The sequence below is a fragment of the Martelella sp. AMO21009 genome, from assembly GCF_053484295.1.
Genome location: NZ_JBAKFR010000004.1, coordinates 84,626 through 104,725 on the forward strand (window position 1 = coordinate 84,626; position 20,100 = coordinate 104,725).

Here is a 20,100-nt window from a genome sequence, read left to right on the forward strand (position 1 = left end):
GCCACTGCCGGACGCGTCCCGGGAGGCGTCCGGCCGGATCCGTCAGATCATCAGTTCGATCAGAAACGGGCCGTTTTGTTTGAAACTTTGCCGCATCAGATCGGCGCATTGTTCAAGCGTCGTCGCGCGCGCCGCCTCGACGCCCATGCCATTGGCGAGCTGCACCCAGTCGATGTCCGGTCTTGAGAGGTCCAGCATGCTCATGGCGGTCGGCCCTGGCATGGCGCCGACATTGGCGTATTCCGCGATGAGAATATTGTATTTCCGGTTGTTGAGCACGATCGTGGTGCAGGGCAGGTTTTCCCGCGCCTGCGTCCACAGGGATTGCAGGGAATACATTGCCGAACCGTCGGCCTGCAGGCTGATCACGCGCCGCTCGCCCTTGCCGGCTATCGCCGCTCCGGTGGCAACCGGAAGTCCGTCGCCAATCGCCCCGCCGCCGAGGTTGAGCCAGTCATGCGCGGGTGCGGCGTGGGTGAACCGCTCGAAATCCCGCCCGTACGAGATGCTTTCATTCGAGATGATGGCCCCCTCCGGCATCAGCGCCGCGAGCGTGCGCGCCAGCCCTTCCTGCGTGGGTGCGCCTGTGGCGACATCGGGAAGGGGGCCGGGATCGGGAATGGCGGCTTTTGGCGCGCCGAGTTCGTCGACAAGCGCTTGAAGCGCCGCCTCCGAATCCTGGTCAAACCGCGACAGGACATGCAGTTGCGCGGTCGGGGGATACTGCAGCGAGGGCCGGCCAGGATAGGCGAAGAAGCCGACCGGCGGCGTGGCGTTCACCAGAATGATATGGTCGTACCTGGCGAGCATCGCGATTGCCTCGTCGACGACATAGGCAACGCGCTCCAGCTGGACGCGGCCACGCCCGCGCTGCAAATGGCCGTTCGTGTATCCGCCCAGAAGATCGGCGCCGGTTGCTTGCGCAATCCGCCAGGCAAGCTCTTGCGAGGGCGCCAGCGTCGCCTGATCGGCAAGCAGGAGCAGCACGTTCTTTTCAGTGCGCAGAATTCGCGCCGCCGTCTCGACCGCGTGCGGATCGACCGACGGAGGCGGCGGCACGGCAAGCGGCTCGGCAACCTCCCCGCCCATGTTCCATGAGGCATCGGCCGGAAGGATCAGCGTCGCGATCTGGCCAGGCTGCGCGCTTGCCGCCTGCACGGCGGCTGCCGCATCGCGGCCCACGTCACGCGCCTGCGAAGATGTGCGCACCCAATGAGAAACGGTTCGCGCCATGCCCTCCGTATCCGCCGTCAGAGGTGCATCGAGGGGGCGATGATAGGTTGCCTGGTCGCCGACAATGTTGACGATGCCGGCGCGGGCGCGTCTGGCGTTGTGCAGATTGGCCATGCCGTTGGCGAGGCCCGGGCCGCAGTGAAGCAGCGTGCAGGCCGGTTTTCCGGCAATCCGGTAATAGCCATCCGCCATGCCGGTCACGACATTTTCCTGAAGGCCTAGTACGCAATGCATGCCCGGTATCCGGTCCAGGGCGCCGACGAAATGCATTTCGCTGGTCCCCGGATTGGCAAAGCATGTGTCGACGCCCGATTTCTGAAGCGTGTGAACAAGGCTTTCGGCGCCATTCATCTCAGATCCTGCGGCCATACAACTTCCTCCATGCTTGCCGGATGGCGCTCCACCGTCGTTAGGGTTTTGTCGGATTCAACGCGGGAATCAAGCTTATCGCCGGATTAGCGATAGGTGAAGTCTGGCTTTCTCTCTCATGTGATAGGTAGGCGTTATGTCTCCTGTCCTGTCGACCAAGGCATCACACGCGTACCCTTCGCGTCTCGGTAACAGCGAAAAAGGCCGAGATGAGGGCCGCCGCGGCTCCTCGGATCTCACCTGCCCGGTCGCCGCGGTCGAGACCTGGCTGAAACTCGGCAGGATCGGCCACGGCCCGCTGTTCCGCCGCGTCACCGGCAGGGGCAAGGCCGTCGGGGCGGACCGGCTGAAGGATCAGGAGATCGCCCGCCTCATCAAGAAGACCGTTCTTGCCGCCGGCATTCGCGGCGAACTGCCCGAGGCCGAACGGATAAAACTGTTCTCCGGTCATTCCCTGAGAGCGGGCCTCGCCTCCTCGGCCGAGGTCGACGAGCGCTATGTCCAGAAACAACTCGGCCATGCGTCGGCCGAGATGACAAGGCGTTATCAGCGCAGGCGCGACCGGTTCAGGGTCAATCTCACAAAGGCGGCGGGGCTGTAGGCCCCTTCCCTGCCCTGGCGCGTTTCGCCACCAAGGAAGCACTGCACGCACCGCGCTCGATGAGGGTTCCGGTCCCTGCAAAAACGTTACAGCGGCGGGGGCCCAGGCAAAATCGTCTCGTCGACGCTGAACAAGGCAGCCGGCAAACGCGGGACTTTCGAAACATCCCAACAACGGTGCTACCCCGTCAGGCACCCAAACGCGGCATGACAAAGCGGTCACAATGGCTGGATTGGGGGGGACGCGTGTCGACCCGTTTTCAAACACGGCCGCCCCTCTCTCCCCTCACGCCTCTTCAGACAAGGACCTACTGCAGCAGGAATAGAAGGGTGCTCGTCGCCAGACTGCTGATCAGAAAATAGGGCGCATTCACCATCGTATAAAAGAACGGCCTGGGGAAATTGGGATTGATCGCAATCGTCATGCAGATCGTCAGAAGATAACCGACGCCGATCACCAGCCCGAGCGAAAGGGCGTCGCCAATGGAGCCAATGCCGATCATGCGCATGATCGCCGCGGTGGTGACGATCACAACGACCTTGCACAGAAACGGCCCAAGGATGGTCAGCGCGTCCGGCCTGGAGGCGGGCAGAGCCTCCCGCCCAAGTGCGATTGCGTAATATCGGGGCACCAGTGCGCCAAAATACAGGCCCCCGAACACGAAATCGAATCCGGAGGCCGCAAGAATGCCCCAGAGACTGATCTGAGCAAATGCACTGAAAATCATGGCGTTCTCTTTCGCTGAAATCTGGAGCCGGGGCATTCGTTGGCTATCCGACCCGGATGAAGCGTGTATAGATGGACACAACTGACACTTCACGGCAGTTGGACGATGAGCGGACCCGACAAATTGCTGCGCCTTCTTCAGCTTATGCGCGTCATGGCGCCGCCGGTCACGGCGAAACGTCTGGCGGCCGAACGCGGCGTATCGGTGAGGTCAATCTATCGCGATATCGAACTGTTGCGATTGTCGGGCGCCCGGATCGAGGGAGAGCGCGGTTATGGCTATCGCCTGATCGAGGACTACGCCCTGCCGCCGCAGACCTTCGATCGTCTGGAAATCGAGGCGATGACCGTGGGCCTGGGGGAAGTGCGTCATATGGGCGATCCGGATCTGGCGCGTGCCGCCGAGGCCGTTCTTGCCAAGATTGCCGCAACCTTGCCTGACGACAGCGAGCAACATTTGCTGCATGCGATTTCCCATATCTATCGGCCCGCTGGACGCTACGGCGCGTATTCCTGTCTGCCTGCCATTCGGCAAGCGTGCTGGGATGAGTACGAGATAGAAATCGGTTACCGCGATCAGGCCGGCGTTGCCAGCCAGCGCCTCATTCGTCCCCTTGCCATCATGTACAGCGAACGCGTCCTGACGATTCTGGCCTGGTGTTGCCTGCGCGATGACTTCCGGATGTTCCGGGTCGATCGGATCGAAAGTCTTTCGGGCAGAGGTGCCAGTTTTCGGCCCCGGCGGGCGAGTTTGCTGCGGGACTATCTGGCACGGCTCAGAGACGGAAACAGCGCGTGAACAACCGGCCGACGCCGCAGTCACGTGGTCGTTTCACCCATCATGATCCGCCGCGCAGGACGAACCGCAGACAGGATCACGATCGCGGCCTCTTCAACGATCGTGCCAAAGCGGGGGAAACCGAAAGACCGTCATCGCGGCCGTCCTCACCTGCCCCACCATCGTCGGGTTTTGACGGCGACGTGGCATTCCCGGCCTCGATCCTTGCCCTCAGCAGCGCCATGACCATCGGCCAGACGGAGAATTGGCTGTCTCTCGCTCGCTCCGTCAGGTTGCGCAGATAGCCGCCGGGGCTGACAACGGCCTCACCGCGCTGATAGATCGCGGCAAGGGTGATCGCGGCCTGTTTGTCGCCCATCACCTCCGCCGCCTCGCGCCAGGCGCTGGGACTGACGCCCAGCATCGGCCGGGCGATCTCGGCGATGCCCAGAAACTCCCGCCAGTTGCGGATGGAGCCGCCCTTCGCCAGATCCCGCCAGCCTTCGCAGGCGTCCAGCACCAGTGCCAATGGCATTTCTCGCTTCGGCAGGCTGTGCAGGTTGTCGGTTTCGCCGGCGTTGCCGCTCGCTTCTGGTTTATTTCTTAAGCCGTATTCAGATTCAGATTGTGAGTCTGGGTTTGAATTCTGTTTGTGGCGCTCAGTATGAGACTCATTGGCGCTCTTATTTTGTGAATTTACGTGATTTTCCAATGTCTCACGCACTTCCTCATGCAACAGAGCCAGGGCATCGCAAATATCCTCCGCGATCGCCAGGTCAGGGACGCGCGGAAGCCGGTCGATGATGTCTCGGTAAACGCGATTCATTTTAGCCCAGTCACCCGGAACGCCTTCATCGAGCCCGGCCTCGATCATCTTGACGATGTCACGGCGCAACAATGTCAGGCGCTCGCGTGCGCATTTCAGCGCCAGACGCTCCTCGGCGATCCGCGCGGCCATCGCCTCGAACTCGGCCGCGCGGGCCACCAGCGGCGACAGGTCGAAGCCATAGGCCTGTTCCACCTGCCCTCCCCTGCCCTTGCGGGCGAAGCGTTTGCCGTTGGGGCTGTCACGCCGGATAATTAGGCCGCACTCGACCAGAACCGCCAGATGACGGCGCAGCGTCGCCGGCGAAATGCCGTTGGCGCGGGCGATCAACTGTTCATTGGAGGGCCAGACCACGAAGCCGGTTTCCTCGCAGAGCTCGTTTTCGGGATAGAAGGTCAAAAGCGCGTTCAGGATCGCAAGGCCGCGATCGCTCGCCCCCAGCGCAGCTCTAGCCTCGCGCACGGTGTGGAACAGTTTCCACTTGTTGAGCCGCGCCCCCTTGGGGGCTTCCCGCGCCACTTTCTGGCTTGAAAGCATCGCGAGCGACATCGGCCGCCGCCCAAAGGGCGTCGTTGTCATCGCATTGTCCATGGTTCACCTCTCAAAAAGGCAAAAGAAATCCCGTCTGCAGCCCACGGAATGAACTGCAGCCACTTGACTGGGACGGCCGGAAATGCGAATCAGTAGGTGCTAAGAACTTATCGGCTTCCGGACGCTTGTCGTTTGGGGGCCTTTTCTTTTGTCTGTTTCTCTCCTTTTCCAGTTTCGGTTATCGCCCATCGGGCCATCGCTATTTTTAATCTTCGCGATTGGCGCCGGTGGTTGATGAAAAATACTCCTCGGCAAGCGCATCCATGCGCTCGGAAAGCCATTCGGCGAAGCCGGCTTCCTGCCTTGCGATCGATATCGTGGTGCCGGAGGCGCCGGTTGCGATCCGACCCAGGCTTCTGCCATTGCTGACCAGTTCGCGCACGGATTTCTCCGCGGGTCTGTCTTCCCCGCCGCGCGCGGCCTTCACCGCGAGATCGATGCGCCGCGCGGCATCGGCGGACTGGAAGGCCTGGTTGTCGAGGATGGAGCGAATGCGGGACGCCGCTTCGTCCCCACCCTTCAGGCAGGTTTCCGCAAGCGCCATCCATTTCGGTCGGCCGACGCCCTTGGCCCGGCCGATCGCAAAAATGATGTCCTGGGGAATGGCGTTGGCCACTTTCAGCATCAGCGAAATCGGCGTCTTGGAAAGGCCAAGCACCGGCTCGATCGCGACGCTTGAAAAACCCGCCTCGCGCAGCTGCGCCGCCCACAGCGCCTGCTCGATCCAGGTGAGGTTCTCGCGCACGCCGTTTTCGAGCGATTGCTCCACCAGCAGTTCCCGGTCATCGAGCGGGCGGACATAGGCGCGGATCGTCACCTCGGCCGGCGTCCGGCTCTCGGCGGCGAGCAACCGGATCGCGGCAAGCCGGCGATGGCCGTAGGCGAGCTGATAGCGTCCTTCGGACTTGGGGTGCGGCCGGACCAGAACCGGCATTTTCTGCCCTTCGGCGCGGATCGAGGCCGCGAGACTTTCGATCTCCTCAGTCGCCTCGCCATCGCTTTCGAAACGATCACGATAGGGCGAGGCGTCGATCTTGCCCGGATCCAGCACGACACTGCTCGATTCCGAAAGCGTATTCAACGCTTTACCGACATTGCTGACCACGGAGGAACCGCGCCTGGAACGCGAAAGCGGCGAGGGGACCGGCGGTTCCGGCCCCTTCTCGTCGCTGTTGGCTTCCGCCATCATTTTCAGGATGTTCTTCTTCATGATGCCCTGCCCCAAACGGCCCGAAGAAGCGCCAGGATCTCGCCATTCACATTGTCGGCGCTCTCGATCGCGCGCTTCAGGGCCTCGCGGCCGACCTCGCCGCTTTCCAGCTCGTAGAGCGATTTCTTGGCAACGCCGGCACCCGCGATCGCGGTCGATTCGATCGCCTCGTAGACCAGCACGTCGTTTTCGAACAGCCGCCGCATCACGCTCGACATGTATTTCTGCGGCCCGTCATTGGGATTGACCCGGGTCATCAGGAATTTCAGGAAATCATGATCGAACCGGGCGCCGAACTGCGCGAGCGTATCGGCGAGATCGGAAATCATGATCAGGAACTGGTTGCAGGAGGCAACGTCCAGCATCGCCGGGTGAACCGTGACGATCAGACCGGTCGCGGCGTAAAGCGCGGCAAGCGTCGCATAGCCGAGCGAGGGCGGCGTATCGAGCACCACGAAATCATACTCGCTTTCGACCGAGGCGATCGCATTTTTCAGCCGCTCGAAGAACAGGCCGAGCTCATCGCGCTCGCGCTGGGCGAGATAGGCCGGCGTATCGAACTCGAAATCCATCAGCTCCAGATTGCCGGGGATGAGATCGATACCGGGGAAATAGCTCTCGCGGATGACGTCGGCGAGCGGCCGGCGCTCATTGTCATAGCGCAGCGCCGCATAGACGGTTTCGTTCTCGCCGACGTCGAATTCCGGCTGGAGGCCGAAGATCGAGGTCATCGAGGCCTGCGGATCGAGATCGATGCACAACACCCGGTAGCCCTGCAGCGCCAGATAATGCGACAGGTGGATTGAGGTCGTGGTCTTGGAGCTGCCGCCCTTGAAATTGGCGGTGGCGACGACCTGGAGCTTCTCCCCTCCCCTACGACGCGGCCAGAGCCTGAGCGCATCGTCTGGGCGGCGGTCGGCCAGAAACTGGCGTAGTTCGGAAAGCTGATCGACGTTGTAGATGCGCCGGTTATTATCCGCGCGCGAGGGCTGCGGCCCCTTGCCATCGATGGTCATTGCCCGCAATGTGCTTTCCGGCACATCGAGCAGCTTGACGAGATCGAGCGTCGAGAAGGTGCGCGTGAATTGCTTGCGCGCCTCCGGCGGATAGATGCGATGACGCATCGACTGCAGCTCGGCGGACAGGCGCTCGGTGTAATCCTCGATCTTTGCCGCTGTGTCGCCGGTCGCGGTATATGCGGCTGTTTCGGTCATCTGACGGTTTCCTGTCCGAATTTACTCCATTTGCGTTAACGCTGCATGACTCGCACCGATTCTGCAAGGGGTTTTTGGTTAATGAAATATTAACAGGCACAGTGCCCCGCAGCCTGCTCGTTCGGGTATTGGAGTGTTCGGCGTAACGCCGGCATATCCTGGCATTGTAGCGCCGGCATTTGTCAGTTGAACGAAAGCCGGTTTCTGTGTTCTGAATCCTACGACCACCCCGGCGACGATGCGCCTTGACCTCTCCGTTGGACAGAGGCGAAGAGGTGACTGCGGCACGATCGACCGTAGTTGCGCAAGCAATCGCTTCGCTCTGAAGCAACGCCCATGTGCCGCGTCAATAGCTGCAGACCAACGCGTCGACTCGCCGGGCAGCCCGAAGGATACCGCCCTCGCCGATGATAAGCTCCCAGCCGTGCGCGTCCCGCGCCTTTCCGCCAGTCCAAGGACGACGCCCCTTTCGTGAAGTTGCACGACGCAGTCTGAAGTCGATGAAGCCTGATAGCAAAAATGCATGCGGGCATATGGCGATCGCTGATCAGCCGCGAGGCGGCCCGCACCTCCGCGGCATAACCTAAAGCGACCGACATCCTAAGCCGATACTCAAAGTCGCGTCGCGGACACAACCGACTGGATCGGCTAGCCGGAGCCGTCCAATGATCCGGCTCTTTGGCCTGACAGACCGGCCCACCGAAAGCCGGATAGCATTTTTTCACCCGACGCTCTACAAGCTCTTCCATCTCCCTCAAATCCCTAGACGCTCGATCGCCGCGGCGATGCCTGCCGGCCTGACGATCCGGCGACGCCACCTTACCCCGGTCCGCCGCTCGATTGTTTTCAATTGAAAACTCGCCGTCAGATTCATAGATGTTACCTAGCCAACAGCTTAGCCTGAGAGGCATGCCGCCGGCGCCACTCGCTGGAGGAAGGGGTTCATTGGCCGCACGCTACGCCCGACAATGCTTCGACACACATCGGCGACATTGAAAGAGGGGCGCATTTAGCGGCTTGGGGCGAGCTGTATCTTCCGGAGTGTTTTCAATTGAAAACCTCTTTGGCACCAGGGCAGCCTCGTCAGCCGATGGGGCTATCCGCACAGCGGCAAGCCGCGAGGCCCGTCGTCGATTGTTTTCAATTGAAAACTCCACGCGAGCGCCGCGCCGCTGCACGCCAAGATCGAAGCCTCATGCCGGCGTTGCGATCGCACCGACGCCATGGGCCCGCAGATAGAAGTCCTTGGGCCGAGCGACACGCCGGGCAATGATCCGGCACAGCCTATCAACGTCGCCCGCGGCGAGGGCCTCAATCATCTCGAAATGCTCGGCGCTCGCGGCCTCCCGGATTTCGTGGCTGGCAAACGCGCGGGCGCGGATGGGCTGGGTGACGAAGGCGTAGTGCCGGATCGCAGCGGCAAGCTGGCGATTGCCAGCCGCCCGATACAGCGTCTCGTGGAACTGGTCGTTCAATTCAAAGACGACGCCAAGCCGTTGGCTCTCTGATGCCTCACGATGGCGGGCGGCGATATCGTTCAGCGCCTCGATTGTTTCTGGGGGAGCAGGGCGGGCGAAACGCCGCGCGGCCTGACATTCGAGACATTCGCGGATTTCATAAAGTTCCTCGATCTCACGGAGCGAATAGTCGCGGACATGGACGCCCTTATTGCGCGCGCGGATCACGAGCCCGGTTTTCTCAAGTTCGGCGAAGGCGAGGCGGACGGCATGCCGGGTGGCGCCGGTCCGCGCGATGACCTCATCCTCCACCAAACGCTCTCGCGGATGGCGGTGACCGGAAATGATCTCGCGCTGCAGTTCGCGGAGCACGTCCTCCCATTTTTTCGGCTGCTCCGACATGTCCAACGCACCCAGTCCTGTTTCACCGCCTAAGAAAATGCGAGCACGCCGCTTAAACAACTCGATTATCGATAATATTATCGATAATTTTACCAGCGTCAAGGAAGCCGGTATCCACATGCAGCAGTGGCTTGCATCGAATGGACAGACGAAACTCAGGCAATCCTCACAATGCACGCGACGGCGGGCCTCGGGGGAGGGGAGGGGGCTCAACGAGCCCGCCTCGGTCGCTCGCGGTGATCTGGTTGCGGTTCGACAAACCCGCCTAACGGATTGAGCGTGCCACATCCAAGGACGTCGCAAATTCACCTGCATTTCGATGAAAGTCGTGTTTTTATCGATGAACCGGCATTCGTTCCAGCGCGCGAAGGGCGTAAGTTGAAGGAAATCGAGGCGAGGGAAGAGGAAACGGTGCCCGCCAATGGTCAGTGATACGGTGGATCCCCGCGCCGCGGAAGACATCACGTCCGAAAACGCGACGGACGGCAGACATGTGCCCATCCTCCGGACATTCTGGGGCGCGCAGTGCGCCGTGTGGAGCTTTCTGATCCTGTTTGGCTGGACCGCGCGGCTCATCACCTTCGGCGATGTCTTTGCCGCAACGGCGATGACGCTGATCGTGGATCCGATCGCCTTCCTCATGACCGGCGCGGTGCATGTATTTTTCCTGTCGCGTCGACGCCGGGTCACGTCCATCCCGATCGTCGTCTTCCTGCTCTGTTTTTCCGTCGTCGGCGGCTTCCTGCTGCACGGCATCGCCGACATCGTGCGCCGTCTGGTGCTCGACGACATGCCTCTTCCGCTCAGCCCGGCGATGATGACCGTATTCTACGCGATCCTGCTCATCGGCTGGTCGCTGATGTATTTCTGGCGTACGGCCCTGCTGGAGGCGCGCTCCGAGCGCCTGCGCGCCGCCGAGGCGCAGGCAGAGGCCGTCCGGCTGGAAATGGAGCGGTTGCATCTGCAGCTTGCCCCGCATTTTCTGTTCAACGCACTGAATTCGGTCGCCTCGGAAATTCACGACCGGCCCGACGAGGCGCTGGAGATGGTCCGCCGCATCGCCGCCTATCTGCGCTATTGTCTCGACCACGCCGCCCATTCGCGCTGTCCGCTCGCCGATGAAGTGGAAGCGATGCGCGCCTATCTGCGCATTCAGGAACTGCGCTTCGAGGAAAGGCTGAGGACGACCGTCACCGTCGATCCCGAAGCCCTCAACGTGCTGGTGCCGCACATGATCCTCCAGGCATTGGTCGAGAACGCCGTGAAGCACGGCCTGCGGCATCAGGATGACGCCATCGAGATCGGCGTCAACGTGGAGCGCCTCGATGACAGGAGCATCGTCATCGAGGTGGTCAATTCCGGCACGCTGCAGCCGGAGCGACCGGGCCGCCCCGCCATCGGCCTCGCCAATACCAGAATGCGCCTTCACCTTCACTACCCGGAAGGTTATGAGCTGACCCTGAAGCAGGTGGACGACCGCGTCGTCGCAAGGCTGATGCTGAGGGGGTCCGCATGCCGCGTGTAATCCTCATCGATGACGAGCCGCCGGCCCGGCGCGGGCTCAAGCGCATGCTCGCAGTCTTCGACGATATCGAGGTGATCGGCGAGGCCGGCACGATCGACCAGGCGCGCGACCTGATCGCCGCGCTGCGCCCGGACGCCGTGTTCCTCGATATCGAATTGTCGAGCGGCAAGGGCTTCGAGATCGTCACAGACCTGTCGCCCGAAACCGCCGTGATCGTGGTGACCGCCTACAGCCTCTATGCCACCGACGCCTTCGATGTCGCCGCACTCGATTTTCTGGTCAAGCCGGTCGACCCGGACCGCCTCGAGACCGCGATCAACCGCCTCAGGGAACGCCTTGCGCCGCCGCCGTTGGCGGCCGCCGCCGAAGCCCGGCCGCCGGCGCGCATTCTGCTGAAGTCGATGATGTCGTCGGTGATGGTTCCGGTCAGTTCGATCACGCTGTTGCAGGCGGAAGCCGACTTCACGCGGGTGCATCTCGATAGCGACCAGACCTATCTCGCCGGCGGCCTGCTCGGCAAGTTCGAGGCCGACCTGCCATCGCCCCCTTTTTGCCGGCTGAGCCGCTCGTTGATCGTCAACCTCGAACATATCCACACGGTTGAGTGGCAGGCGGGCGGGCGCAGCCTGCTCCGCTTCGGCGCGGACAGCCGCGACTTCCCGCTCGGCCGCTCCGCGACCCGGCGCCTGCGCCAGCTTCTCGATGACTGAGACTGAACCGAAGTAGCGTCGACGCCCTGAGCCACCGGCCCGGCAGTCAGGTTTCGTCGGGTGACAGGAGCTACGCGCAGCCGGTTTGCGATGCCGATCTTGGCCGGAGGAAACGACTGGTTAAGGTTTCTTTTCTATCACTTCTGCTGAGTGACAGCCCTCAGATTGGTCTCCATCAGCATGCCCTTTTCGCGTTCTCCAAGCCTTCAATCGAAACCTGCCGGATCGCTGCGGACGGACGGTGATCAGACAAGCAGTGACGACCGGATCACGGAACCGTCGCGGCGCAATCCGGATGCGGCGATCCTCGATCCCGACCGGCTTCCGACCTGGCAGCGCCCCTTCGTGCTGGGACCGAATGTGCGCTTCACGCGCACGCCGCACAGGAAGCACCCCGAATCGCCGGCGTCGTCCGCAAAGCCGGAGGCGCTCGAAGACCTGCCGCCGCAATCGCCCGCAGCAGCGCTACAGGATCGCATTGCCGAAGAACTGCCTGCAGAACGGGGGGAGGGGGCTCTACAATATCCCGCCCCGGAGCCGTTCCGGGATGAACCGTCGGTGCTGGTGGATTTCCTGTTCCACCCGCTCGGCGCGCAGCAGCATGACGCAGCACAGCCGGACTTGCTCGAGCCCGAAACCGATCCGGAGCCCGTCACGCAAACGACGACGCAACAGACATCAACAAACAATGACGAAAGCCAAGTGAACATTCCGCAAGTCCCCTCGATCTCTGAAATGCATGATGCCCCAACCGCAGCAACGACGGACGAGACCCGCCAGGCACAGGCCGGGGCAGGGGCGCTCGCCTTCATTCCGGACGGGCTCGCATTCGAGATGATGGAACTCGGGCTGTTCGACGGTGCAACGCCGGCGCCCAAGGCCGAGGCCGTGGCGCCTGCGGAAGACGACCCTGCCGATGAGGCGGGTGCGCAAGACGGTTTCATGCCTTTGACCGCCGCCTCCGATGCGGTGGAAACCGCCGCCGATGAGCCGACGACAAGCGCGGAGGAGGGGCCTTCGCCGGTCGCGCTTTACCGGCAGGTGCTGCTCTACAGCCCGACCCGGCGCGCGGCAGACGATTACTTTGAGGCAGAGCCCGCTCCGGCGCAGGAGGCACCTGTCGAGGCGAGCGATGCCATTGATGAAAGCGACCTGACGGGCGAACAGGACGAGGCCTTCGCCGAGATAGAAGAGGATGCGTGGGAAGACGAAGCGGAAGCCGACATTGCCGATTTCGGCGAGATGCAGCCGCACGAGACCGCACCGGAGGAAAACGACGCGTCGGACGATGTCGCCGGGCCCCTGAACGTTCTGGCCAAGCACGAACAGACCGATTTCCTGTTCCCCTCGATCGAGCTCTTACAGGCGCCGCTTGCAGACGAGACCAGCGATCTGAGCCAGGAAGTGCTGGAACAGAGCGCCGGACTGCTGGAAAGCATACTGGAGGATTTCGGCGTCAAGGGCGAGATCATCGATGTCCGACCCGGCCCCGTGGTCACGCTCTACGAATTCGAGCCAGCGCCGGGGGTCAAATCATCGCGGGTGATCAACCTTTCCGACGATATCGCCCGGTCGATGTCGGCGCTTTCGGCGCGCGTCGCGGTCATTCCCGGCCGCAATGTGATCGGCATTGAGCTGCCGAACGAGGAGCGCGAGACGGTCTATCTGAGAGAGCTTCTCGAAAACCGGCTCTACATGACCACGGATTTCCGCCTGCCGCTCTGCCTTGGCAAGAATATCGGCGGCGAGCCGGTTGTCGCGGAACTGGCGAAAATGCCGCATCTGCTGGTGGCCGGCACGACGGGTTCAGGCAAGTCGGTCGCCATCAACACCATGATCCTGTCGCTGCTTTATCACCTCAGGCCGGAAGAATGCCGGTTGATCATGGTCGACCCGAAAATGCTGGAACTGTCGGTCTATGACGGCATCCCGCATCTTCTGACCCCGGTCGTGACCGATCCGAAAAAGGCGGTTCTGGCGCTGAAATGGGCCGTGCGCGAAATGGAAGACCGCTATCGCAAGATGTCGCGGCTCGGCGTGCGCAATATCGACGGCTTCAACAAACGCGTCGCCGAGGCGCGCACGACCGGCGAAACCATCATGGTGTCGGTGCCCACCGGCTTTGACCGCACCACCGGCGAGCAGATTTTCGAGGAACAGGAACTCGATCTCTCGGCGCTGCCCTATATCGTCGTCATCGTTGACGAGATGGCCGATCTGATGATGGTCGCCGGCAAGGAGATCGAGGGTACGATCCAGCGTCTGGCGCAGATGGCGCGCGCGGCCGGCATCCACCTGATCATGGCGACGCAGCGGCCCTCGGTCGATGTCATCACCGGCACGATCAAGGCTAATTTCCCAACGCGCATCTCCTTCCAGGTGACCTCGAAGATCGACAGCCGCACCATCCTTGGCGAGCAGGGCGCGGAATACCTGCTGGGGCAGGGGGATATGCTGCACATGAAGGGTGGCGGACGGATCGCCCGCGTGCACGGCCCATTCGTTTCCGACCACGAGGTGGAAAAGGTCGTCGCCCATCTGAAGACGCAAGGCACGCCCACCTATCTCGGCAGCGTCGTGGTCGACGAGGAAGAGGAAGACGAGGGCGAAGAGGATACCGCCGTATTCGATGCCACCGATATGGGCAGCGAGGACGACGACGCCGACGATCTTTTCGCAAAGGCGGTGAAGATCGTCCAGCGCGACAAGAAGTGCTCGACCTCCTATATCCAGCGCCGCCTGTCGATCGGCTACAACCGGGCTGCCTCGCTGGTGGAGCGCATGGAACGCGAAGGCCTCGTCGGCCCTGCCAACCATGTCGGCAAGCGCGAGATCCTCGATAGCGCCGCGCCGGCTTGATCCGGCGCGCCGTGGCGCGAACCGGCCCTGCTGCAGGGAGCTTCAGCCGTCTTCGCGCACGGGGTTGCCATCGGTCTCGGCCTGCTCGGCCGCCCAGACGCTTGCGGCCTCAACGGCAACCGGCGTCGCGGATGGCGTGACGCCGAGATAGCTTTCGGTCTGGTCGACGGGAACGCCCGGCCGCTGCGTCATGCGATAAAGCGCGTAAAGGGCGATCGCCGCGAAGGTAACGCTCAACACCAGCCAGAAGGTGAACGGGCCGGCCCATTCCATCGCCCAGCCCGTGGCGAGCGGGCCGATGATCGCGCCGAGCCCGAAGGTGAACACCAGCCCGCCGGAGGCGGCCGGCATATCCTCCGGCGAAAGAAAATCATTCGTGTGGGCCAGCAGCAGCGCGTAAAGCGGCGTGGTCATGCCGCCGGCGACGAAGGCCGAGGCCATCATCGGCCACAATCCGCCGCCCGCTATCCAGCCCAACAAGCATGAGAACGTGCCGATGAGCGACGCCGCGAAGATCAACCGGCGCCGATCCATGCGATCCGAGATCCAGCCAATCGGGTACTGAAAGGCGAGCGCGCCGGCAAACAGCATTGCCACGAGCAGGGCAATCTGGTCCGCCGTCATGCCGATCAGCGTCCCGAAAACGGCGCTCATGCCGGACTGCGTGGCATAGGCGCTTCCCAGCAGAAATATGCCGATCGCGCCGAGCGGCGACTGACGATAGAGTTCGCGAAGAGGCATCGGCCGTGTGACCTCCGTTCGAGGCGCATGTCCGACGGTGAGTAGCACCGGCGCGAACGAGATCGAGACGAGGATCGAAGCGCCGATGAACAGCACCGGGGTTTGCGCGTCGCCAAGCGTCAGAAGTCCCTGTGCGCCGATGATGCCGAGCGTCTGCGCGATCATGTAGGCGGACAGCACCTTGCCGCGGGTCTCATTGGTCGATGCGTCGTTGAGCCAGCTTTCCGCCGTGACGTAGATGCCCGACATGCAGAACCCGATCAGGATGCGCAGCAGCGTCCAGGCCCAGGGCTCGACGATCAACGGAAGCGTGATCAGCGCGGCCGACATGAAGCTGCCGAGCGCCGCGAAAACCCGGACATGCCCGACATTGCGGATCAGGGCAGGGGTGTAGCGGGCGCCGGACAGGAAGCCGACGAAATAGCCGGATGTCACGATGGCGAGCGCGGCCGGCGAAAACCCCTCCAGCCCGCCACGCAGGCCAATGAGGGTAAACTGCATGCCATTGCCGAGCATGATCAGCACGATGCCGACCAGAAGCGCCCAGATGCCTGATATGACCGTGACCATCGTCCCTCCGGAACGCTGGGCGGATTGCGCCCAGCCATGGAGAGTTTCGCACACGAACCGGACCGCAGTTGTTCCATTTGCGCATTGAAAGTGACCGACCGCGCCTTCGGTCGATCGCAGCGGTCGGTCGACGCTCCAAGAGCCCGTCGGGACAAGCGGGGCAGGGGGCTCCTCCATGGCACGCGCCTGCGCCGTGGAGGAGGTTTTCTCTTACGCCAGCCTTACGATCAACAGATCGCGCGGGGGTAGGGCGAAGCGGCCGTCTTTCAGGGAAGCGCCGTCGCCGGCCCAGTGGTTTTCGGCGCTGGTGAGGGGCTTGCCCTCGCCATCCGTCACCGTTCCGGTCTGCGCCTGCCGTGTGGCGTTGACCAGCCAGAGATAGCGGCCGTCCGCGCTCTCGTGCAGGCGGATCTGTACCGCGGGGTTGGAGGTGACGGTGTGGGCCTTCTTGCCGGTGAAGGCGAAGCAGCGGGCGAAATAGCGCTTTCCCGCCTCCGACTGGTCGCGGTAATAGCCGACTGAGGGATGGGTGCCGACGAGCAGCGTGCTGCCCTTGCCGAACGCGTTCTCGACGATCGCGATCCGACCATCGGCAAAACGCGCCAGTTCGCGGCCCTCGTTGACGGTGTAGGACTGCAGGAAGCCGCCGCCCGTCGTCGAAACGCCATCGAGCGTGAAGCGGATGCGGTCACCGATATCCGGCATGAACTCGACTTTGTCCTCGCGGACGCCGAAGACGGCGTCGAGCCCGTTGTTCGGCTGCACCGTGCCGACCTTGCCGCGATCACCGAAATAGCCGGGGCAGGCCTCCGACACCAGCGTGCCGCCGGCCTTCACCCATTCGGCGAGTTTTGCGGCGTTCTCGCTTGTCAGCATGATGGGGTAGGGGAAGTAGAGCGCGTCATAGGCGTCGATATCCTCGATATGCACCCAGTCGGCCTGGATGCCATTGTCGAAGAAGCCGCGATAGGCGCCCCACATGGCTTCCCTGTAGGTCTCGTAATTGCCCTCATGGCTCAGGAGATAATCCCAGGCCTGCGTTTCCGGGGCGACAAGAATGCCGATCTCGCCCTTCACCGGCTTCGCCGCCAGAAGCGGCTTTTGCTCCGGCGCATTGGTCCACTTCGCGATCTTCGAGGCCATGTCGGAGCGCGGCGTGCGCGAACCATCCATGCCGTAGGAGCCGAAGGCGCCGAACAACGGACCATCGAGCAGCGGTCGGTAGCGCAGGTTCAGCATGCCGCGCGCGCCGCCGGCAAACGAGGTCAGCGACCAGACCCGGATATCTTCGGGCTCGGCGACGCGGCCATCCTCCTTGTCGCGCCCGACGACCTGCGGCTGCATCCACAGCGGCCCGCCCTGCCGCTCCGCGTGCCAGAATGGTTTGCCGCGGGCGGCGGCGCGGTTGAGATCGGCGGCATAGAAGCTGCGCCACGACTGGTTGCCCTTGCGCGCATGAACGAAGGTATAGCCATAGACCTCGACCTTCGAGGCGGCGAGCCAGTCATCCGACCCGCGCGCGGCCATGTCGGGGATCGCCCCGGCGACGCCGTGGGCGGCGATCAGGCAATCCTGATCGACGGCGCGGATGGTGTCGATGCGAAACTGCATCTGGCCGTAGTAATTCTCGCGCTTGAAATCGAGCCAGTCTAGGCATTCGGGATAGGGTGCGATCTGGTGCGGCGGCTCGATATCGTCCCACTCGGCATAGGAATAGCGATACCAGGCCTTTGCCAGCGTATCGAGATCGCCGTATTTTTGCTGCAGCCAGACGCGGAAGGCGGCCTTGGTGTGCGGGTTGTAGTCGACGGAGGGCGCATAATTGCACTCGTTCCAGACATCATACCCGAGAAGCCCCGGGTGGCCCTTGTAACGCTCCGCGAGCGCGGTCAGGAAGGCGCCAGCGGCCTCCTTCACCTCCGGGCAGTTCATCGTCAGCGAACCGGCACCGCCACCATTAGGCGCAAAGCCGCCGGTTGCCGCGGACACGCCCATGATCGCCGGAAGCTCGCTGCCATCGGCGCGCATCTGGCGGGCATGGGCGAACTTGCGATAGGCCCAGTCCGGCACGGTGTGGGTCAGCTCGGCGATGATGGTCTTGATGCCGTTTTCGGCGGCGAGGTCCATCTGGCGGTCATATTCCTCCCAGTCGTAAAAGCCGGGCCGCCGCTCGATCGCGCTCCACATGAACCAGTGACGGAAGACATTCAGGCCGTCCTCTGCCGCGACGCCGTAATCGCGCTCCCAGTCCTCGCGCGGCGGGTTCGATTTGCGGAAATAGACCGCCCCGAACGGCGTCTGCATCGGTATTTTCGTCATGATGTCCTCATCATATTATCTCGAAAGGGTCGGCGGCTTTGACCTGCGCCTCTCCCCGACTTGCGCCATACAGATGTGACGCCGAACTCCGGCGGGCTTCACCGCAGAGCCCCCAACCTTCTCGCCCCGGAGGGGAGAGATGTCGCGAAAGCGACAGTGAGGGGGGAGACCATCCTCGCGATCGCCCTCGCGGACTGAAACGCTGCTCACTGCCCCTTTCAGCGCATCTCTCCCGCAGGCGGGAGAGATTACTGGGAGCAAGCCGCAAGGCAGCATGCGGTACCCTGCGCCTAAGGGCGAAGATCGTTCGATCACAACCCCGCCAGCGCCTCCAGCGTCCGGATCAGCGCCGAGTGATCCTTGTCACCATCGCCACGGGCGATCGCGGCGTTCATCAGTTGCTCGGTGGTGGCCGCATTCGGCAAAGCGAGGCCGATGTCGCGGGCGGCGTTCACCGCGAGCGCCATGTCCTTGCGGTGCAGGCGGATGCGGAAGCCGGGATCGAAGGTGCGCGCGATCATCCGCTCGCCATGGACCTTCATGATTGTCGAGCCGGCGAAGCCGCCCATCAGCGCCTCGCGCACCTTGGCCGGGTCCGCCCCCGCCTTCTTGGCGAACAGCAGGCCTTCCGCCACGGCCTCGATCGTCAGACCGACGATGATCTGGTTGGCGACCTTGGCGGTCTGGCCATCGCCGACCGGGCCGACATGGGTGATGGTCTTGCCCATCGCCTCAAACAAGGGCTTGCCGCGCTCGAAATCGGCATCAGAACCGCCGACCATGATCGTCAGCGCCGCGTTCTTCGCGCCCACTTCGCCGCCGGAGACCGGGGCGTCGAGATAACCGCAGCCCTTCGCCGCGATCCTTTCGGCAAATGCCTTGGTCTCCACCGGAGAAATCGAACTCATGTCTATCACCATCTTGCCTTCGGAAAGACCGTCGGCCACGCCGTTCTCACCGAACAGAACGGTTTCGACATCCGGCGTATCCGGCACGATGGTGATGATGATATCAGCGGCCTCGGCAACGGCTTTCGGCGTATCGCAGGCCGTGGCGCCCTTTTCAACGAGGAATTCAGAGACCGGCTTCACCCGGTTGATATAGAGCTCGTGGCCGGCGTCGATCAGGTGCGCCGCCATGGGACGGCCCATGAGGCCGAGGCCGATAAATCCGATTTTCATGTGCTCACTCCTTAGCGCCAGGGCTTCATCCAGCCGAGGCCTTCGCTTGTGCCGGCCGAAGGCTTGTATTCGCAGCCGATGAAGCCGTCATAACCTTCCGCGTCCAGTATATTGAAAAGATAGGGATAATTTATTTCGCCCGTGCCCGGCTCGTGACGGCCGGGGTTGTCGGCAAGCTGCACATGGGCGATCTTCGCCTTGAGCCGCTTGTAGGTTTCGGCAAGGTCGCCCTGCATGATCTGGGTGTGGTAGATGTCGTACTGGATGAACAGGTTGTCCGAGCCGACGGCATCGAGAATCCGTTCGGCGTGATCCGTGGTTGAAACGAAGAAGCCCGGAATGTCACGCAGGTTGATCGGTTCCAGCAGCAGCTTGACGCCGGCATCGGCGAGGCGCGGCGCAGCGTATTTCAGGTTTTCGACCAGCGTTTGCTCGAGCTTTTCGGCGGCGACACCCTTCGGCGCGATACCGGCGAGGCAGTTCACCTTAGGGCAACCGAGCGCCTTCGCATAGGAAATCGCCTTGTCCACGCCCGCCTTGAACTCCTCCGCCCGGTCCGGCAGGCAGCCGATGCCGCGCTCGCCGCCGGCCCAGTCGCCGGCCGGCAGGTTGAACAGCGCCTGCTTGACGTTGGCGGCCTTCAGCGCGGCGGCAACGTCCTCCTCCGGGAAATCATACGGGCCGACATATTCGACGGCGGGAAACCCGTCCTTGGCGGCGGCGGCGATGCGGTCGAGGAACGGCAGGTCGGCGTAGAGAAACGATAAATTGGCGGCAAATTTCGGCAT

General features: G+C 62.9%; 15 protein-coding genes and 1 pseudogene. 6 read left to right on the top strand and 10 right to left on the bottom strand.

What is annotated here, in order from left to right:
- Positions 1–42: 42 nt before the first annotated feature.
- Entirely contained in the window at positions 43–1,584 is a 1,542-nt protein-coding gene (locus V6766_RS06645) for an acetolactate synthase large subunit (protein WP_448465151.1), read from the bottom strand.
- 238 nt (positions 1,585–1,822) lie between these two features.
- Here V6766_RS06645 and V6766_RS06650 point away from each other — a divergent pair.
- Positions 1,823–2,203, top strand: a pseudogene (locus V6766_RS06650) (tyrosine-type recombinase/integrase); the annotation flags it as partial.
- 307 nt (positions 2,204–2,510) lie between these two features.
- Here V6766_RS06650 and V6766_RS06655 read toward each other — a convergent pair.
- The gene (locus tag V6766_RS06655) at positions 2,511–2,966 is read right to left on the bottom strand and encodes a DUF1761 domain-containing protein (protein ID WP_448464751.1); all 456 of its coding nucleotides are present in this window, start codon (positions 2,964–2,966) and stop codon (positions 2,511–2,513) included.
- A 69-nt stretch (positions 2,967–3,035) separates the two neighbouring features.
- Between V6766_RS06655 and V6766_RS06660 the strand changes: the two genes are divergently transcribed.
- The gene (locus V6766_RS06660; protein WP_448464753.1) at positions 3,036–3,728 is read left to right on the top strand and encodes a helix-turn-helix transcriptional regulator; all 693 of its coding nucleotides are present in this window, start codon (positions 3,036–3,038) and stop codon (positions 3,726–3,728) included.
- 76 nt (positions 3,729–3,804) lie between these two features.
- Here the strand turns inward: V6766_RS06660 and repC are convergent, their stop codons facing one another.
- The 3 genes from repC to repA form a co-directional block, all read right to left on the bottom strand.
- A complete protein-coding gene (repC, locus tag V6766_RS06665) occupies positions 3,805–5,124 on the bottom strand; it encodes a plasmid replication protein RepC (protein WP_448464755.1) in 1,320 nt (439 codons plus the stop codon).
- Positions 5,125–5,329: 205 nt separating this feature from the next.
- Positions 5,330–6,334, bottom strand: coding sequence for a plasmid partitioning protein RepB (gene repB / locus V6766_RS06670; RefSeq protein WP_448464757.1), 1,005 nt, complete (start codon positions 6,332–6,334; stop codon positions 5,330–5,332).
- Positions 6,331–7,548, bottom strand: a complete 1,218-nt coding sequence (gene repA / locus V6766_RS06675) for a plasmid partitioning protein RepA (RefSeq protein ID WP_448464759.1) — start codon at positions 7,546–7,548, stop codon at positions 6,331–6,333. Before repA ends, repB begins: the two co-directional genes overlap by 4 nt.
- 665 nt (positions 7,549–8,213) lie before the next feature.
- On the opposite strand from repA, the gene V6766_RS06680 reads away from it, so the two are divergent.
- On the top strand, positions 8,214–8,402 hold the full coding sequence (locus V6766_RS06680) for a hypothetical protein (RefSeq protein ID WP_448464760.1): 189 nt from the start codon (positions 8,214–8,216) through the stop codon (positions 8,400–8,402).
- Positions 8,403–8,741: 339 nt separating this feature from the next.
- On the opposite strand, the gene V6766_RS06685 is transcribed toward V6766_RS06680, so the two are convergent.
- The gene (locus V6766_RS06685; protein WP_448464762.1) at positions 8,742–9,509 is read right to left on the bottom strand and encodes a GntR family transcriptional regulator; all 768 of its coding nucleotides are present in this window, start codon (positions 9,507–9,509) and stop codon (positions 8,742–8,744) included.
- A 319-nt stretch (positions 9,510–9,828) separates the two neighbouring features.
- Between V6766_RS06685 and V6766_RS06690 the strand changes: the two genes are divergently transcribed.
- The 3 genes from V6766_RS06690 to V6766_RS06700 all read left to right on the top strand — a co-directional run bounded on the left by V6766_RS06690 (position 9,829) and on the right by V6766_RS06700 (position 14,501).
- A complete protein-coding gene (locus V6766_RS06690; RefSeq protein ID WP_448464764.1) occupies positions 9,829–10,932 on the top strand; it encodes a sensor histidine kinase in 1,104 nt (367 codons plus the stop codon).
- Positions 10,920–11,642: a LytR/AlgR family response regulator transcription factor gene (locus V6766_RS06695; RefSeq protein ID WP_448464766.1), complete on the top strand. Its 723-nt coding sequence runs from the start codon at positions 10,920–10,922 to the stop codon at positions 11,640–11,642. Before V6766_RS06690 ends, V6766_RS06695 begins: the two co-directional genes overlap by 13 nt.
- A 180-nt stretch (positions 11,643–11,822) precedes the next feature.
- Positions 11,823–14,501 carry a DNA translocase FtsK gene (locus V6766_RS06700; RefSeq protein ID WP_448464768.1) on the top strand — a complete coding sequence of 893 codons (2,679 nt, stop codon included), beginning with the start codon at positions 11,823–11,825 and terminating at the stop codon, positions 14,499–14,501.
- Positions 14,502–14,543: 42 nt separating this feature from the next.
- On the opposite strand, the gene V6766_RS06705 is transcribed toward V6766_RS06700, so the two are convergent.
- From V6766_RS06705 to hyi, 4 genes are all read right to left on the bottom strand, one after another.
- Positions 14,544–15,812 (bottom strand): MFS transporter, encoded by a 1,269-nt coding sequence (locus V6766_RS06705; protein ID WP_448464770.1) that lies wholly within the window; start codon positions 15,810–15,812, stop codon positions 14,544–14,546.
- Positions 15,813–16,022: 210 nt separating this feature from the next.
- Complete coding sequence (locus V6766_RS06710) at positions 16,023–18,131, bottom strand: beta-galactosidase (protein WP_448464772.1); 2,109 nt, start codon at positions 18,129–18,131, stop codon at positions 16,023–16,025.
- 311 nt (positions 18,132–18,442) lie between these two features.
- Positions 18,443–19,312, bottom strand: coding sequence for a 2-hydroxy-3-oxopropionate reductase (locus V6766_RS06715; protein ID WP_448464774.1), 870 nt, complete (start codon positions 19,310–19,312; stop codon positions 18,443–18,445).
- 11 nt (positions 19,313–19,323) lie between these two features.
- Positions 19,324–20,100 carry a hydroxypyruvate isomerase gene (gene hyi, locus V6766_RS06720; protein ID WP_448464776.1) on the bottom strand — a complete coding sequence of 259 codons (777 nt, stop codon included), beginning with the start codon at positions 20,098–20,100 and terminating at the stop codon, positions 19,324–19,326.

Bases quoted from the DNA above. Each gene is read 5' to 3' on its own strand.
- repC (WP_448464755.1), bottom strand. From the start codon at position 5,124: ATGGACAATGCGATGACAACGACGCCCTTTGGGCGGCGGCCGATGTCG.
- V6766_RS06655 (WP_448464751.1), bottom strand. From the start codon at position 2,966: ATGCCCCGGCTCCAGATTTCAGCGAAAGAGAACGCCATGATTTTCAGT.
- V6766_RS06660 (WP_448464753.1), top strand. From the start codon at position 3,036: ATGAGCGGACCCGACAAATTGCTGCGCCTTCTTCAGCTTATGCGCGTC.
- V6766_RS06680 (WP_448464760.1), top strand. From the start codon at position 8,214: ATGATCCGGCTCTTTGGCCTGACAGACCGGCCCACCGAAAGCCGGATA.
- repA (WP_448464759.1), bottom strand. From the start codon at position 7,548: ATGACCGAAACAGCCGCATATACCGCGACCGGCGACACAGCGGCAAAG.
- V6766_RS06700 (WP_448464768.1), top strand. From the start codon at position 11,823: ATGCCCTTTTCGCGTTCTCCAAGCCTTCAATCGAAACCTGCCGGATCG.
- V6766_RS06710 (WP_448464772.1), bottom strand. From the start codon at position 18,131: ATGACGAAAATACCGATGCAGACGCCGTTCGGGGCGGTCTATTTCCGC.
- V6766_RS06715 (WP_448464774.1), bottom strand. From the start codon at position 19,312: ATGAAAATCGGATTTATCGGCCTCGGCCTCATGGGCCGTCCCATGGCG.
- hyi (WP_448464776.1), bottom strand. From the start codon at position 20,100: ATGCCGAAATTTGCCGCCAATTTATCGTTTCTCTACGCCGACCTGCCG.
- V6766_RS06705 (WP_448464770.1), bottom strand. From the start codon at position 15,812: ATGGTCACGGTCATATCAGGCATCTGGGCGCTTCTGGTCGGCATCGTG.
- V6766_RS06645 (WP_448465151.1), bottom strand. From the start codon at position 1,584: ATGAATGGCGCCGAAAGCCTTGTTCACACGCTTCAGAAATCGGGCGTC.
- V6766_RS06690 (WP_448464764.1), top strand. From the start codon at position 9,829: ATGGTCAGTGATACGGTGGATCCCCGCGCCGCGGAAGACATCACGTCC.
- repB (WP_448464757.1), bottom strand. From the start codon at position 6,334: ATGAAGAAGAACATCCTGAAAATGATGGCGGAAGCCAACAGCGACGAG.
- V6766_RS06695 (WP_448464766.1), top strand. From the start codon at position 10,920: ATGCCGCGTGTAATCCTCATCGATGACGAGCCGCCGGCCCGGCGCGGG.